General features: G+C 64.7%; 12 protein-coding genes. 6 read left to right on the top strand and 6 right to left on the bottom strand.

All coding sequences use genetic code 11. From position 1 onward, the window contains the following. Positions 1–59: 59 nt before the first annotated feature. Together C4K39_RS27885 and C4K39_RS27890 are read right to left on the bottom strand one after the other, a co-directional pair. Complete coding sequence (locus tag C4K39_RS27885; protein ID WP_124347977.1) at positions 60–1025, bottom strand: FecR domain-containing protein; 966 nt, start codon at positions 1023–1025, stop codon at positions 60–62. Beyond that, the gene (locus C4K39_RS27890) at positions 1022–1534 is read right to left on the bottom strand and encodes a sigma-70 family RNA polymerase sigma factor (protein ID WP_068581466.1); all 513 of its coding nucleotides are present in this window, start codon (positions 1532–1534) and stop codon (positions 1022–1024) included. The genes C4K39_RS27885 and C4K39_RS27890 overlap by 4 nt, the downstream gene beginning before the upstream one ends. A 301-nt stretch (positions 1535–1835) precedes the next feature. Between C4K39_RS27890 and C4K39_RS27895 the strand changes: the two genes are divergently transcribed. Continuing rightward, positions 1836–3554 (top strand): hydrogenase maturation protein, encoded by a 1719-nt coding sequence (locus tag C4K39_RS27895; protein ID WP_124347978.1) that lies wholly within the window; start codon positions 1836–1838, stop codon positions 3552–3554. A gap of 49 nt (positions 3555–3603) precedes the next feature. Here the strand turns inward: C4K39_RS27895 and C4K39_RS27900 are convergent, their stop codons facing one another. Further along, positions 3604–6234, bottom strand: coding sequence for an MGH1-like glycoside hydrolase domain-containing protein (locus C4K39_RS27900; RefSeq protein ID WP_124347979.1), 2631 nt, complete (start codon positions 6232–6234; stop codon positions 3604–3606). A gap of 159 nt (positions 6235–6393) precedes the next feature. Between C4K39_RS27900 and C4K39_RS27905 the strand changes: the two genes are divergently transcribed. The 4 genes from C4K39_RS27905 to C4K39_RS27920 all read left to right on the top strand — a co-directional run bounded on the left by C4K39_RS27905 (position 6394) and on the right by C4K39_RS27920 (position 11167). Next, a complete protein-coding gene (locus C4K39_RS27905; RefSeq protein WP_124347980.1) occupies positions 6394–6678 on the top strand; it encodes a hypothetical protein in 285 nt (94 codons plus the stop codon). 218 nt (positions 6679–6896) lie between these two features. After that, complete coding sequence (locus tag C4K39_RS27910) at positions 6897–8291, top strand: amidase (protein WP_124347981.1); 1395 nt, start codon at positions 6897–6899, stop codon at positions 8289–8291. A 93-nt stretch (positions 8292–8384) separates the two neighbouring features. Beyond that, positions 8385–9728, top strand: a complete 1344-nt coding sequence (locus tag C4K39_RS27915) for a citrate-proton symporter (RefSeq protein ID WP_225926512.1) — start codon at positions 8385–8387, stop codon at positions 9726–9728. A 92-nt stretch (positions 9729–9820) separates the two neighbouring features. Continuing rightward, the gene (locus C4K39_RS27920; RefSeq protein ID WP_068581196.1) at positions 9821–11167 is read left to right on the top strand and encodes an OprD family outer membrane porin; all 1347 of its coding nucleotides are present in this window, start codon (positions 9821–9823) and stop codon (positions 11165–11167) included. 52 nt (positions 11168–11219) lie between these two features. Here C4K39_RS27920 and C4K39_RS27925 read toward each other — a convergent pair whose 3' ends face one another. Next, the gene (locus tag C4K39_RS27925) at positions 11220–12125 is read right to left on the bottom strand and encodes a LysR family transcriptional regulator (protein WP_124347982.1); all 906 of its coding nucleotides are present in this window, start codon (positions 12123–12125) and stop codon (positions 11220–11222) included. A gap of 164 nt (positions 12126–12289) precedes the next feature. On the opposite strand from C4K39_RS27925, the gene C4K39_RS27930 reads away from it, so the two are divergent. Then, the gene (locus C4K39_RS27930; RefSeq protein ID WP_068581191.1) at positions 12290–12763 is read left to right on the top strand and encodes a hypothetical protein; all 474 of its coding nucleotides are present in this window, start codon (positions 12290–12292) and stop codon (positions 12761–12763) included. A 10-nt stretch (positions 12764–12773) separates the two neighbouring features. On the opposite strand, the gene C4K39_RS27935 is transcribed toward C4K39_RS27930, so the two are convergent. Continuing rightward, complete coding sequence (locus C4K39_RS27935; protein WP_225926511.1) at positions 12774–14018, bottom strand: EAL domain-containing protein; 1245 nt, start codon at positions 14016–14018, stop codon at positions 12774–12776. Between the two features lie 135 nt (positions 14019–14153). Then, a complete protein-coding gene (gene bsrA, locus C4K39_RS27940) occupies positions 14154–15071 on the bottom strand; it encodes a LysR family transcriptional regulator BsrA (RefSeq protein WP_068581188.1) in 918 nt (305 codons plus the stop codon). Between the last annotated feature and the right edge of the window lie 63 nt (positions 15072–15134).

A 15134-nucleotide genomic window follows, 5' to 3' on the forward strand; every position in this document is an offset into this window, starting at 1 on the left:
GAATGAGCAGCGGTAGGCGTCTTTTTATAGGGCGCGGGTTAGGCCAAGGGGCTATGAGCTTATAACCCGCCTTGGCGTGGCTCGATGCTGACCCAGTAGGGGCTGTGGTAACGCACCCGGATCGGCAGCGAGCGCTCCAGCAGTTGCAGGGTGCGATCGCTTTCGTCCAGCGGATAGAGGCCGCTCAGGCGCAAGTCGGCGACCTCGGGATCGACCCGCAGGATGCCGCGCCGGTATCGGCGCAACTGCTCGACGATTTCTCCCAGCGGCCTATCGCGCGCCTCCAGCAGGCCCTGGGTCCAGGCGCTTTCATAGCCCTTGGCCGCCTCCAGGGCCAACAAGCCCTGGCCGTCGAAACGCAGGCTCTGCCCCGCCGTCGCCACCTGCCGCGTGCCATTGGCCGTCAGCACCTCCACCTGGGAATGCAGCATCACCAATTGGGTCGAGGCTTCGTCGCGGCGCACCAGGAAGCGAGTGCCCAGGGCACGCATGCGGCCATGCACGGTCTGCACCACGAACGGCCGCGACGGGTCCCTGGCTACGTCCACCTGCAACTCACCACTGCACAGCTCCAGTTGGCGCTGGCCCTGGTCGAAATGCGCCACCACCCGGGTACAGGCATCGAGCACCAGCGCACTGCCGTCGTCGAGCCTCAGGCTGCGGCGCTCGCCCACGCCGGTGTACAGCGCGCCGGCAGGCCGCCACCCATCCAGTTGGCGCCCCAGTAGCCCCGCCGCCAACGCCACGCCCAGCAGGCCCAGGCTGCTGCCGATGAAGCGCCGCCGGCTCGAGGGGGCATTGAGGCTGTGCAGCAGGCTGTCGCGGCTCAGTTGGCGCAGGGCATTGTGCTGCAGGGCCGCGAACCCGCCGCCCATCAGGCCGATGACCTGCTCATGCTCAGGGTCGGCGCTGCGCCAGGCGGCGAACGCCTCGGCTTGCACCGCGCTCATCTGGCCCGACTGCAACAGGGCCATCCACTGGGCGGCCTCGTCCACCACCGCCGGGTCGATCCGCGAGCGACTCATGCCTCCACCAATGCCAGGTAGCAGCGCTTGAACGCCTCGGCCATGTACTGCTGCACCCGGCTGGTGGACACCCCCAGCAGCGCGCCGATCTCGACATAGGTCAGGCCGTCCAGCTGGTGATAGAGAAACGCCGCCTTGGCCTTGGCCGACAAACCGTTGAGCAACTGGTCCACGGCCAACAGCGCCTCGATCAGCAACGCCCGTTCTTCGGGCGACGGGTGCACGGGAGCAGGCGCCAGCGCCAGGCTCTCCAGATAGGCCCGCTCCAGGTCCTGGCGGCGCCAGCCCTCATAGACCAGGCGCCGGGCGATGGTGGTCAGCAGCGCCCGTGGCTCACGGATGACCGTAGGGTCGGGCAGCGCCAGGATGCGCACGAAGGTCTCCGAGGCGATGTCCTGGGCGCTGTGATGACATCCCAGGGCCCTGGCGACGCAAGCGCAAAGCCATTGATAGTCCCTTTTGAACATCTGCCCGACCAGCGGGTAGTGCGGGTTCGGATTCGCCCCCATGCCTTGCTCCCTCGAAAGGCGCTCGCGCCTCGCATGCCAACGACACTGCCGGATCAGCCCCGGCACAAAATGAGGAAGCGACTGTGCAACAGCGCGGAATCCTTATGGAAGTAATTAAAAATTAAATAAAAGTAACAAAAAGGAATAAGCCATTCAGCAGACGCTGCTCCTTGCCTCTCGCTTGATTGATCTCGGTCAGCAGCCACCCCGTCGCACGCCCCTACTCTTGCGCCTCCATCACGGCCAAGGACGGCTCATTGGGAACCGCCCGCCACCTTGTCACTCACGGAAGAGCCAGCTCATGCGATCACTGAAGATCATCCTGCTATCCACCGCCTTCAATGGCCTGACCCAACGTGCATGGCTCGACCTGCGCCAGGCAGGCCACCGCCCGAGCGTGGTGTTGTTCACCAGCGAAGAGGAAGTCTGCCGGCAGATCGAGGAAGCCGGCGCCGACCTGGTGATCTGCCCCTTCCTCAAGGACCGGGTACCCCAGCAGCTGTGGAGCAACCCCAAGCGCCCGGTGGTGATCATTCACCCGGGCATCGTCGGCGACCGGGGTGCCAGCGCCCTGGACTGGGCCATCAGCAAGGAGCTCAAGCGCTGGGGCGTCACTGCCCTGCAGGCCGTGGAGGAAATGGACGCCGGGCCGATCTGGGCCACCCACGAATTCAACCTGCCAGCCGGGATGCGCAAGTCCGAGCTGTACAACGGCCCGGTGAGCGATGCGGCGATCCACTGCATCCGCGATGTGGTGGAGAAATTCCGCAATGGCCATACCCCCGAGCCGCTGGACTATGACAAGCCCTCGGTGCTCGGTCGCCTGCAACCGAACATGAAGCAGGCGGACCGCACCTTCAGCTGGCATGACTGTGCCCAGTTCATCAAGCGCAGCATCGATGCCGCCGATGGCCAGCCTGGAGTCCTGGCCAGCCTGGCCGGCGGCCAATACTACGTGTACGACGCGCACCTGGACCCGCGCACCGGCACCCCGGGGGAACTGCTCGCAGTGCACGACGACGCGGTGCTGGTAGCCTGCGGCGACAGCAGCCTGTGGATCGGCTCCCTGCGGCTCAAGCCCCAGAGCGGCGAAGAAACCTTCAAGCGCCCGGCGCGGCATGTGCTCGGCGAGCGCCTGGCCCAGGTACCGGTGCTGGACTGGTCGGTGGCCAGCAGCCCGTTCAGCACCGAGGCCTACCAACCGATCCGTTATCGCGAATCCGGCAAGGTCGGCGAGCTGACCTTCGAGTTCTACAACGGCGCCATGAGCACCGAACAGTGCCAGCGCCTGGTCAGCGCCCTGCAATGGGCCAAGGCCCGCGACATCCAGGTACTGCTGGTGCGTGGCGGGCGCGGGGCCTTTTGCAACGGTGTGCACCTGAACGTGATCCAGGCGGCTCCCGAGCCGGGCCTGGAAGCCTGGGCCAACATCCAGGCCATCGACGATGTCTGTCGCGAACTGCTGACCGCCCGCCAGTTGGTGGTCAGTGGCCTGACCGGCAACGCCGGGGCCGGCGGCTTGATGATGGCCCTGGCCGCCGATGTGGTCCTGGCCCGGGCCGACACGGTGTACAACCCGCATTACAAGAGCATGGGCCTGTTCGGTTCCGAATACTGGACCTACAGCCTGCCCCGTGCCGTTGGCCAGTTGCTGGCCCGCCAGTTGACCGAGGCCTGCCTGCCCATCAGCGCCCTCCAGGCCCTGCAAATGGGCATGGTCCAGGAGATCGGCCCACGCTGCCCGGATGAATTCGGCCTGTGGTTGCTGCAACGGGCCAACAGCGTGCTCAGCGACCCGCGCTACCAGCACCTGCGCCAACGCAAGCTCGATGCCGACCCACAACTGATGCAGCACTGCCGCAATGCCGAGCTTGAGGAAATGCACATGGACATGGTGCAGAACCGCAAGGGTTTCGCCCAGAAGTGCCGCAACTTCGTGTACAAGCGCAAGGCCTGCTGCACCCCTGAGCGCCTGATCGAGAATTGGGCCAAGCCCCAGGACATCGCCCTGGTAGGCTAAGCCGACCGTCCCCTTCCTGAATCGTCGTCCGGCTCGCCGGGCGACGGATTCAGTTCTCCGGCTGCAACAACAGCGCCACCAATGCAGTCCAGCCGGTCTGGTGGCTGGCCCCCAGCCCACGCCCGTTGTCGCCATGAAAATACTCATGGAACAACACCAGCTCGCGATCCCGGGCATCGCCCTGCAACTGCGCATAACCGCTCATCGACGGCCTGCGCCCCTCCTCATCCATGAGAAACAGGCGGGTCAAGCGCTGGCCCAGGCTGTCGGCCACCTCCTGCAGGGACGCCAGGTAACCGGAACCCCGGGGGTACTCCACCGAGAAATTGACGTCGTAGTAACGATGCAGCTCGCGCAAGGATTCGATCAGCATGTAGTTGATCGGCATCCACAACGGCCCGCGCCAGTTGGAGTTGCCACCGTAGAGTCGCGAGCCGGACTCGGCCGGCTCATAGCGGGCACACAATTGCTTGCCATCGACCTGCATGGCGAACGGTCGCTCGAAGGCCTTGGACAAGGAACGGATGCCGAACTCGCTGAGAAACTCGTCTTCGTCGAGCATGCGCTTGAGCAGGTCCTTGGTGCGCTCGCCCCGCAGCAATGCCAGCAGCAAGCGATTGCCCTTGCCCGGCTCGTACCAGCGCGATACCAGGCTGGCGAGGTCCGGCCTGTGGTGCAAGAAACCCAGCAAGCGCTGGGCCAGGCCCGGCAGGCATTCGTGTTCGTGCTGTTCCAGCACCTGCACCGCGAACAAGGGCATCAGGCCGACGATGGAACGCAGGCGCAATGGCTCGCTGCGCCCGTCGGGCCTGTGCAGGACATCGTAGAAAAACCGGTCCTCCTCGTCCCACAGGCCCTCGGTACCGTCGTCCACCCGGTTGATGGCGCCAGCGATGTACAGGAAATGCTCGAAGAACTTCACCGCGATATCCACGTACACCGCATTGCGTCGGGCCAGTTCCAGGGCCATGCGCATCAGGTCCAGGGCGTAGGCCGCGACCCAGGCGGTGCCATCGGCCTGGTCGAGGCTGAATCCCTCGGGCAGCGGCGCCGAACGGTCGAACAAGGCGATGTTGTCCAGGCCGAGAAAACCGCCCTGGAACAGGTTGCGACCCTCGGCATCCTTGCGATTGACCCACCAGGAAAAGTTCAGCAGCAGCTTGTGCAGGACCCGTTCGAGAAAGTCCATGTCGCCCTCGCCGGTGAGGGTCTTCTCCTGCTGGTAGACCCGCCAGCAGGCCCAGGCATGCACTGGCGGGTTGGCATCGTCGAAGCGCCACTCATAGGCCGGCAACTGGCCGTTGGGGTGCATGAAGCGGTCCTTCACCAGCAGCAACAGTTGCTGCTTGGCGAAGCCTGGGTCGATCAGGGCGAAGGCCACCGCCTGGAAACCCAGGTCCCAGGAGGCGTACCAGGGGTACTCCCAGGTATCGGGCATGCTGACGATGTCGGCATTGGCCAGGTGCCGCCAATGGCTGTTGCGCAGATGCAGGCGCTGGGCCGGCGGCGCCGGCTGCCCGGGGTCGCCGTCGAGCCACTGGTTGACGTCGAAGTAGTACAGCTGCTTGGACCACAACAGCCCGGCCAGGGCCTGGCGCTGCACGTTGCGCGCATCCGGATCGGCGATGCCTTGCTGCAAGGCACCATAGAACTCGTCGGCCTCACGTCGACGCTGCTCGAACAGGCTGCGAGCGTTGACCTGTTCGCAGTCCACCGGGGCGAAGCGCAGGTACAGGCTGCGCGTTTCGCCACCGGCCAATTCCAGGGTGAAGTGAGCAGCGGCCTTGGTTCCGGAGTCGAAGCTCACAGCCGTGGCCTGGCCGTCCACCAGGTAATCGTTGATACCGTCCTTGAACGGCCCCGGAGAGGCCAGGCCATCGAGCCGGGGGAAGTTGCTCTGGTTGTGGCAGAACAGCCACTGGCAGGGCCCCGCGCCCCAGGCGCTGACTTCGCGCTCGGCCAGCCTGGGGTGCTGGGCCAGCAACCGCTCGCCCGCAAGGCGCAAGCTGGGCTGGGTCCCTGCGCCCCAGCTCCAGTCGTTGCGCGCCCAGACCTGGGGCAAGACCCGCAGACGTGCCGGCTGGTGGTAGCGGTTGTGTACCGTGACCCGCATGAACAGGTCATCGGCGGTGTGCTTGGCATACTCCACGATCACATCGAAATAGCGATCATCTTCGAAGACACCGGTGTCGAGGATCTCGTACTCGGCGTCGGCCAAGCCACGACGGGCGTTCTCCGCCACCAGGTCGGCATAGGGAAAGGAGCGCTGTGGGTACTTGTAGAGCATGCGCATGTAGGCATGGCTGGGCACCCCGTCGAGGTAGAAATACAGCTCCTTGACGTCCTCGCCGTGATTGCCCTCGGCGTTGTCCAGGCCGAACAGGCGCTCCTTGAGGATACTGTCCTGCTCGTTCCACAGCGCCAGGCCCAGGCACCAGTGCTGGTCCTTGTCGGAGAACCCGGCCAGGCCATCCTCACCCCAGCGATAGGCGCGGCTGCGGGCCTGGTCGTGGGGGAAGTACGTCCAGGCCTCACCATCGGCGCTGTAGTCCTCGCGCACCGTGCCCCATTGCCGTTCACTCAGGTACGGTCCCCACTGACGCCACTGCTCGGCCGCCGGCCCACGCAGGCGCTGGCCCTCAAGGGTATCGAGAATGCTCGCTGCGGATCGTGTCGGCATGGGCAATGTCCTTGGCCACGGGATTCAGTGGCAGTGTAGAAGCAGGCGCAGGCCGAGCCGGTGACAAATACTTCATGCAGGCCTGCGGATCTTTTGGGTTAAATCGGCGTCGGCTGGTTCGTTATAATCGGCAACCTTTTGTATGGCAGTGCGTAACCCATGATGTTCAATCGCAAAACAATGCTCCCGGGGTTGCTGCTCGCGACCCTGTCCCTTGCGGCCCAGTCCGCGAGCCTCGACCTGCGCTACCCCGAACCTGAACTGGCGGCGCCCAGCAGCACCACGCCCCAGGCCACCGAGCCCGATACCCATAAGCTCCAACTGCAGTTCAAACCCTCGGTGAGCTACGAACACAAGTGCAGCGGGCAATGCACCTATGAGACCAATATCGATCAATTGCACGATCGCGAAACCCGCCAAAGCACCACGATCGGCTTCAACTGACGCGGCTTGACCTCGGTCCCTGGCGCCGCGGCGAGGCGGCCTGCGCGTACAGGCGCGCAAGGCCATGCCCCGAACGCTCGCCGAGCGTGCGGACCCGCATCGAGTGCACACAAAAACGCAACGCCACGCTGCGTCCTTTGTGATGGTTGGAGCCGGGAGGAGCGACTACAGTCGGTTCATCGGCAACCCACCTGACGCCCGACACAAGGATGCGTTCGATGACTGATCTGCACGAGCTCCAAGCCGCCCAACTGCTGGCGTTGTTCGCCAACCGCACGTTGTCTCCCCTGGACTACTACGACCATCTGCTGGCCCATATCGACGCCTGGGAGCCCCATATCCGTGCGCTCTACGCCTTCGACCCGGAGCAGGTGCGCCAGCAGGCCAGGGCTGCCACCGAGCGTTGGAACAAGGGCACCCCCTGCGGCCCGCTGGACGGGATACCGGTGACAATCAAGGAACTGATCGCCACCCGCGGCACACCGATTCCCCTGGGCTGCGCTGCCACCGCCCTCACGCCGGCAACCCAGGATGCACCGCCAGCGGCACGCATGCGCGAGGCCGGGGCGATCATCCTGGCCAAGACCACGGTGCCGGATTTCGGCATGTTGTCCTCAGGGTTGTCGAGCTTCCACGGCCTCACCCGCAACCCCTGGAACCTGGAGCGCAATACCGGTGGCTCCAGTTCCGGAGCCGGCGCTGCCGCAGCGGCCGGTTATGGCCCACTGCACATCGGCACCGACATCGGCGGCTCGATACGCCTGCCAGCGGCCTGGTGCGGCCTGGTGGGCTTCAAGCCGACCCTCGGGCGAATTCCCATCGACCCTTACTACACCGGGCGCTGTGCCGGACCGATGACTCGTAGCGTCGAGGATACGATCCTGCTGATGCGCCACCTGGCACGGCCCGATGCCCGCGATGCCACCAGCCTGCCGCCGCTGACCAGCGACTGGAGCGAGCAACCGCTCTCGGTCAATGGCCTGAAGATCGGGCTGATGCTGCAACCCGGTGCCGGCCTGCAACCCGAGGGTTTTGTCTGCGAGGCCGTGGAACGTGCCGCACGCCTGTTCGAAAGCCACGGTGCCCGGGTACAAGCCCTGGCGCCGATCATGGACCGGCCATTGCTGGATGGCCTGGACCGCTTCTGGCGCGCCCGGCAGTGGGCCGAACTCTCGGCCCTGGGCAGCGAGCAGTTCGCCAAGGTGCTGCCCTACATCCGTGAGTGGGCCGCCCCTGGAGCCGACCTGTCCGGGGTCGAGGCCGTACAAGGCTTCAACCAGACGTTCGAGATGCGCCGTCGCGCAGCACAGGTATTCAGCGAGTTCGACCTGGTGCTGTCGCCCACCAACCAGGTCAACAGCTTCCCCGCCCACTGGCCATCGCCAAGCAACGATCCGCAACGGCCATTCGAACACATCGTCTTCACCCTGCCCTGGAACATGGGCGAACAACCGGCGCTGTCGATCAACTGTGGCTTGAGTGCCGATGGCTTGCCCATCGGCTTGCAGATGATCGCCCCGCGCTTTGCCGACCAATGGCTGCTGCAAGTGGCCAAGACCTACGAGAGCTGGCGTGGAGCGATCCACCGTTGGCCAAGCCCGCCGTCGCACTGACCAGCCAAGCCGTAACTGCCACCTTCACCCCAAGCCCCGGGCCTTGCCGCCCGGAGCCTGGGCAACCTATGAATAAAAATTCGAGGGGCCAGTATGCACAGTCACCACCACACCCATTCCCTACCCCATGATGCGCCAGCGCCGAATGCACCGGGAGGCAAGCGCAGCGTGTTCGCGGTGATCCTCGGCAATGCCGTGGAATTCTTCGACTTCGGGGTCTACGCCACCTTCGCGGTGATGATCGGGCATACCTTCTTTCCCTCCGACAGCGCCTTCGTCAGCCTGCTGCTGTCGGTCACGGCCTTTGGCGTCGGTTTTATCGTGCGTCCCCTGGGGGCGGTGCTGATCGGTGCCTATGCCGACCGCGTCGGGCGCAAGCCCGCCATGCTGCTGACCCTGGTGATGATGGCCATAGGCACCGGCAGCATCGCCATCCTGCCGGGCTACGAGAGTATCGGGATCGCCGCGCCGATCCTGCTGGTGCTCACTCGGTTGATCCAGGGCCTGGCCTGGGGTGGCGAGGCCGGCCCGGCCACCACCTACATTCTCGAAGCCGCACCGGCACACAAGCGTGGCACCTATGCCTGCTGGCAAGTGGTGGCCCAGGGTGTCGCCGCCATGGCCGCCGGCACCGTGGGCTATATCCTGACCCAGCTGCTGTCCGCCGAAGACCTCAACCGCTGGGGCTGGCGCGTACCCTTCGTGTTCGGCCTGCTGGTGCTGCCGATCGGCATCTATATCCGACGCAACCTGGCGGAGACCTTCCATGGCCAGGGCGAACAGGCCAGTACCGGCAGCCTGGTGCGCCAGGTCTTCGGTGCCCATCGCCGGGCACTGGTACTGGGCTTGCTGATTCTCTCCGGGAGCACCATCACCCAGTACTTCATCAACTACATGACCACCTTCGCCCTCACCGAGCTGAAGCTGCCCACCAGCATCTCGATGCTCTCCACCCTGGTGGCCGGAGCGGCGATGGCGGTGTGCGCCATCGCCGGTGGCATGCTCTGCGACCGCTACGGCCGGCGCACCATCCTCATGGCCCCCAGGGTAGTGCTGTTACTGGTGCTGTTCCCGGCCCTGCAGCTGATGACCGAACACCCCAGCCCCATCACCTTTCTCACCGCCCTGGCCGTGCTTTCGGGCCTGCATGGCATGAGTGGCGCGGCGCTGATCGTGCTCTTGGTGGAGAGTTTCCCCAAGGCCGTGCGCTCCACGGGTTTCTCCATTGTCTACGCCTTCGGCGTGGCGGCTTTCGGCGGCACGGCGCAGATCATCATCACCTGGCTGATCGGCACCACCGGCAACCCCATGTCCCCCGTGGGCTACCTGTTGCTGGCCAACCTGGTCTGCCTGGCCGCGGCCTGGTTCGCCAAGGAAACCCGCCCCGAAACTCCAGGGCGCGACAACCCGGAAGCAGGGCTGGCACGAGCCCGCTAACCGACCGCTTTGCACTCGACGATCTTTTCGCTACCGTGCCGCCCTGGCGGTCACGGACGGCCCGACATCGCCTTCGTTTTCAGGGAAGCCACATGAAACCCTTCGCACTCTGCAGCCTGGCCCTGTTCGCCAGCGCGCCCTCCTGGGCCCAGGACAACCCACAGGCCCAAGCCCCGGGATTCCTCGAGGGCAGCCACCTGGATCTGAACCTGCGTCACTACTACTCCAACCAGCACACCCGGCGTGATACCTACCTTGGGATCAAGAAAGCCGAGGGTATCGAGCGCACCCGTACCCGACAGACCTGGGTCCAGACCGGCATGCTCAAGTACAGCTCGGGCTACACCCAGGGCCTGGTCGGCTTCGGTGTCGACGCCGGGCTGTTCAGCGCGGTCAACCTGGAACGCGGCCACGGCCGGGTAGCCAATGGCGGTGATCGGGTGCTGGTGGACAGTGCCGGTGATGCTTTGCCGACCTGGAGCCGCCTGGGTATCGGCGATGTACGCCTGCGCCTGTCCAATACCGAACTCAAGGCCGGACGCCTGATGACCGACAACCCGGTGCTGCGCTACAAGGACAACCGTGCCCTGCCTTCGAGTTTCCAGGGCGTGGGCCTGTACAGCAATGAAACCGGCTGGCTGGCGCTGCAAGCCGGCAGCTTCGACCGGGCAATCCCACGGACCGGCACCGGCAGCGAGCGCTTGACCACCACGTTCGGCAATCGAGCCTACAGTGGCGAGCGCATCAGCTACCTGGGGGCAACACTCAAGCCAGGGCTGGGCCTGGAAGGCAGTCTCTATGCCTCGCGCTTCGAAAATATGTGGGACCAGTACTACCTGGGGCTGACCCAGCGCGCTGGCGATAAGAGCCATCTGGCATTGAAGACCGCATTCAACTACTACCACACCCGGGACCAGGGCCAGCAGCGCCTGGGCTACATCGCCAACGACGCCTTCAGCCTCGCACTGACCGCCAGCCACCAGGCCCACGGCCTGACCCTGGCCTGGCAGCAGGTGTTCGGCGACGAGTACTTCGACTATGTGTGGGAGTCCACTGGCAACTACATGGCCAACTCGTTGTACTCGGACTACAACGGCCCCAACGAGAAATCCTGGCAACTGCGCTACGACCTGGACCTGGCAGCCTTCGGCGTACCGGGCCTGAGCGCCAGCCTGTGGCATGCCAAGGGCTGGAACATCGACGGCACGCACTACCGTGGCGACCGCAACGCTCGCAACCGAGGCTACAACGTGCGTGGCCTGGACGGCGCCCAGCATGACGAAAACGGCCTGACGCTGGCCTATGTGGTGCAGTCCGGCAGGTTCAAGGACGCGGTACTGCGAACCATCGTCTACAACCATCGCGCCAGCGGTGGGCAGATCGACGGCAGCTACGACGAGCTGCGCCTGGTGGGCAACTTTCCGTTCAACCTGTTCTAGAACCGCGACCGCCCCGCAAGGCAGCGCCCGAGCGCGGCAGCAGGTTGCCCGGTCAGTCGGCCAGGGCGTGATGCTGCATGGCCCGGGTGAGCATCGCCTGGCACTGGAGAGTGGCCACCGACAACGGGCGATTGCGATACACGCACAGATCGACACGGATGCGCTCCAGGTGCTCATCGTCGATCGGCACAGCCACCAGGCCATCCCCCAGGTCGCGAGCCTCGGCGTCCACCTGGGGCAGGATCAGCACCGCTGCACGCTGGCGCGCCAGGCTTTTTTGCACTTCCAGGGAGCTGGTGGTGAAAACCGGCAGGATGTTCACCCCACGCTTCTTCGCCGCCCCTTCCAGTGCCTGGCGCACGCCATAGGCCGAGCCGGGAATCGCCAGGGGCTGGTCTTCAAGATCCTCCAGGCGAATGCTTGGGCGCTGGGCGAACGGGTGCTCGGCGCTGACCAGCACCCGGTGCCACAACTGGCACTGGGCGGTCACCTCCACCTCGGCACGTTCCTGCAGGTAAAAGGCCAGGCCCAGGTCGGCCTCGCCACTGCACAGGGCATCCAGGGTGGCACCGGCACTGGCGATCACGATATTGAAGGTCACCTTGGGGTGATTGCGATAGAACGCCGCCAGCACCGGAGCCAGCACACTGGAAACGATACTTTCCGACACATGGATACTGACGTTACCGGCGACCTGGCTTTGCCGACTGGCAATCACATCGCGGACCTGGTCGAAGCCGCGCAAGGTCGAGGCCACTTGCTCGGCCAGGCACTCGCCCTCCACCGTCAGGCGAATCCCCCGGGGGCCGCGCTCGATCAGGGCGCTGCCAAAGAAGTGTTCCAGCTGTTCGATCTGCCGGCTCACGGCCGTGGGAGTCACGTACAGGCGCTCCGCCGCCTGGCGCAAGGAGGCGCACCGGGCCACCTCATGAAAGTAACGCAACGCGCGTAATTGCATGGCTATCGATCCCTGTCGCTGAACGGATCGGGGAAACATGCAAATACTGCGCCAGCGCGGGTAGCCAAGGCGTTATTACCAGGGAGGGTCACGCCGCAAACATTGATCTACCAGCCTGCGCTGCCTAACCTGCTAGACAGCCCTGCCGCGCCCGAGGACCGACCATGAACCCCCTGCCCCGCACCGCCCTGTTTGCCACGCTGTTCGCCGCCCTGGCACAGCTTGGCGCTTGTAGCAGCATCACCCGCCAGCTCGATCCGGAGCCTACGGTCACCTCCGCCGGGATCCTGGCCTTTCGCGATATCTGCCTGAAATCCGCCCCCTCCTTCGCCGGGGCCCAGACCGCTGCCCGTGAGCATGGCATCGGTGGATTGAGCGATGCCGGCTTTGCCATGATGGGCATGAACCAGGACCAGACGCTGGGGGTCCAGGTACGAGCCAACAAGGAATGCGCGGTGACCACGCCGACCCAGAACGACAACTCGCTGACCCAGCAATTTCTCGGTGTCGCCGGCAAGTTCTCCAGTACCCCGGTAGAGCAAAGCCTGCCTGCCCGGCTCACCATCGGCGGACAGGTCTTCCTGCTCATGCACGATCGCCGTGGCGGTGAAGCCTATGTGATGTTGAAGGCACCTTGAGACGCCTCGCTCAGGCTCCCGGAGCCTGCCGTGCTCTCCCCTGCTCCTGCAGGAGCTGGAACAGGGTCGCGCCATCCATCGGCTTGTAGAACAGATAGCCCTGGGCGACATCAACCCCAAGGCGCCGCAGATGCGTCAGTTGCCTGTCGCTCTCCAACCCTTCGGCCACCAGCTCTACGTCCAGGGCTCGGGCCAACGCAACCACGGCTTCGATGATTCTTGTTTCCTTGGTTCCCAGGGCATTGCCAATGAACCCGGCATCGAGCTTGACCTGGGCAAAGGGGATCTGGGCAAGACGCATGATCGAGGAATGCCCCGTGCCGAAGTCATCGAGGGACAGCCGTACTCCGCCCTTCACCAGTTGGCTGATGTTCTCGATGCCTGGCAGGTCCAGGACCAGTGCTTCACGCTCGGTAACCTCCAGGGCGACCTGCCATGCAGGGACCCCGGCCGCGCCAACCTGCAGCAGCACTTGCCTGGCGAAATCGGGATCGCACAACTGGCAGGCTTCGATGTTGTAGGAAAACACCAGGTCATTGCCGGGCATCCGCGTCGACAACTGCCGTTGCAGTTTCAGGCCCTGGAGCAGCAGGCAATCGAACAGCTGGCGATGGTGCTCGGGGTCATCGAGCAGCGCCAGGAATGACTTCGGTCCCAGGACACCGTGCTCGGGGTGCGACCAGCGAGCCAGGGTCTCGACCCCGGTGATACGTCGGCTCTTCAGGCACACCTGCGGTTGGAAGTAGGGAACGATCTGATGCAACTGCAAAGCCTGTAGCACATCCGATTGCGTCAAGGGCTCCTTGTCCACTGGCACCCGGTCACGCCTGCGGCTCGCGACCTTGTGCTTGACGAGCACCGCCTTACGCAGCAGTTCATGGAGTTGCGCGATCTCCAGGTCCTTGTAGCTGCCCAGGTAATGCTTGCCCGAATACCCACGGAAATTGGCCAGCCCCCAGCGAACCGGGGCCTCCAGTGCCTCGCACTCGATCATGGAAAAAAAGCCGTAGTGCTCGAACAGCCGGCGCAGATAGGGGATGGCCACGGCAGAGGGCAGCGAGTCGCAAATCACCAGGTCCGGGGCTGGTCCGGCTGGGGGGAGACGGCTCCAGTCGCTGTCCCAGGTGATCGTCTGGACCCGGGCAACCCCGGTGCTGGAGAACAGTCCCGAAAATCGCTGGACCCGCAAAGCGTTCGAACACAACAACAGCACGCTCACTAGCGACATGACCTGCAACTCCAGGAAAAAACTCATGCTAGCCAACGCAATCCCGGGGGCACTCAAGACAATTCTTGAATAAAAGTGAGAAATTTCTTGGTTTGCTCGCCCTTGTCCCTACACCCTTGAACAGCCCGGGCCACGCCTCCCACCAGTACGAAGGTCAAGGGTCTAGCTCGCCGTCACACCGCAAAGCATGCCGATCTCGCCTCGCAACCACTGCAACCCCAACGCCTGTTGTTGCTGGCGATGCCAGATCAGGCTGACCTGTACCGGCGCGGCCAGCAACGGCAGGCTGGCCATGCGGATCGGCAGCAAGGCGCCGAAGTGCTCGGCCAGGTGCCGCGGCACCGTCCCCAGGAGATCGGACTGCGCCACGATCAGCGGAATGCTCAGGTAATTGGGTACGAACAGTTGCACCTGGCGCTGGACCCTGGCTGATCCCAGGACGATCTCCAGGGGCGAGCCTCGCCCGCCCCGATCGGGAATCGCTACATGCTGGCAGCCCTGGTAGGCCGCCAGGTCCAGCTCCGGGGTAAAGGCCGGGTGGTCGGCGCGACCGATCACCACCAGTTGTTCCTCCAGCAAGGGTTGGTAGCACAGGTCCGGATTGTCGAAATACAGGTAGTCCACGGCCAGATCCAGCATGCCCGCGCTCAACCAGGCGGCCAACGAGTCGGCACTATCGCTGCGTACCGCCAGGCGGATGCGGGGCGCCACTTGCTGCAAGCGTTGGGACAGTGCCGGCAGCAAGCGGGCCTGGGCGTAATCGTTCATCGACAGGGTGAACAGTTGATCGGCCGCGGCCGGATCGAACGCGGCGGACGGGTCCAGGCCTTGTTGCAGCAGGTGCAGGGCCTGGCGCACGGCGATGTGCAGGCTCTGGGCCCGGGAAGTGGGCTGCATGCCCCGGGCAGTGCGGATGAACAGCGGCTCATCCAGGTGCCGGCGCAAACGCGCCAGGGCATTGCTCACCGCCGGCTGGCTGAGGTTCAGCCGCACCGCGGCCCGGGACAGGTTCTGTTCCTGCATCAGGGCATCGAATACCCGCAGCAGGTTGAGGTCCAGGCGCTGCACATTCAGCTTCATGAATAATGCTCATTCCAACTATCCATTGGCTGGATAATTTGTCCGGCGCTAGGCTGCAGTCAA

Source organism: Pseudomonas sessilinigenes (genome assembly GCF_003850565.1).
GTDB classification, from domain to species: Bacteria; Pseudomonadota; Gammaproteobacteria; order Pseudomonadales; family Pseudomonadaceae; genus Aquipseudomonas; species Aquipseudomonas sessilinigenes.

Bases quoted from the DNA above. Each gene is read 5' to 3' on its own strand.
- bsrA (WP_068581188.1), bottom strand. From the start codon at position 15,071: ATGAAGCTGAATGTGCAGCGCCTGGACCTCAACCTGCTGCGGGTATTC.
- C4K39_RS27915 (WP_225926512.1), top strand. From the start codon at position 8,385: ATGCACAGTCACCACCACACCCATTCCCTACCCCATGATGCGCCAGCG.
- C4K39_RS27895 (WP_124347978.1), top strand. From the start codon at position 1,836: ATGCGATCACTGAAGATCATCCTGCTATCCACCGCCTTCAATGGCCTG.
- C4K39_RS27905 (WP_124347980.1), top strand. From the start codon at position 6,394: ATGATGTTCAATCGCAAAACAATGCTCCCGGGGTTGCTGCTCGCGACC.
- C4K39_RS27930 (WP_068581191.1), top strand. From the start codon at position 12,290: ATGAACCCCCTGCCCCGCACCGCCCTGTTTGCCACGCTGTTCGCCGCC.
- C4K39_RS27935 (WP_225926511.1), bottom strand. From the start codon at position 14,018: ATGAGTTTTTTCCTGGAGTTGCAGGTCATGTCGCTAGTGAGCGTGCTG.
- C4K39_RS27890 (WP_068581466.1), bottom strand. From the start codon at position 1,534: ATGGGGGCGAATCCGAACCCGCACTACCCGCTGGTCGGGCAGATGTTC.
- C4K39_RS27920 (WP_068581196.1), top strand. From the start codon at position 9,821: ATGAAACCCTTCGCACTCTGCAGCCTGGCCCTGTTCGCCAGCGCGCCC.
- C4K39_RS27885 (WP_124347977.1), bottom strand. From the start codon at position 1,025: ATGAGTCGCTCGCGGATCGACCCGGCGGTGGTGGACGAGGCCGCCCAG.
- C4K39_RS27925 (WP_124347982.1), bottom strand. From the start codon at position 12,125: ATGCAATTACGCGCGTTGCGTTACTTTCATGAGGTGGCCCGGTGCGCC.
- C4K39_RS27900 (WP_124347979.1), bottom strand. From the start codon at position 6,234: ATGCCGACACGATCCGCAGCGAGCATTCTCGATACCCTTGAGGGCCAG.
- C4K39_RS27910 (WP_124347981.1), top strand. From the start codon at position 6,897: ATGACTGATCTGCACGAGCTCCAAGCCGCCCAACTGCTGGCGTTGTTC.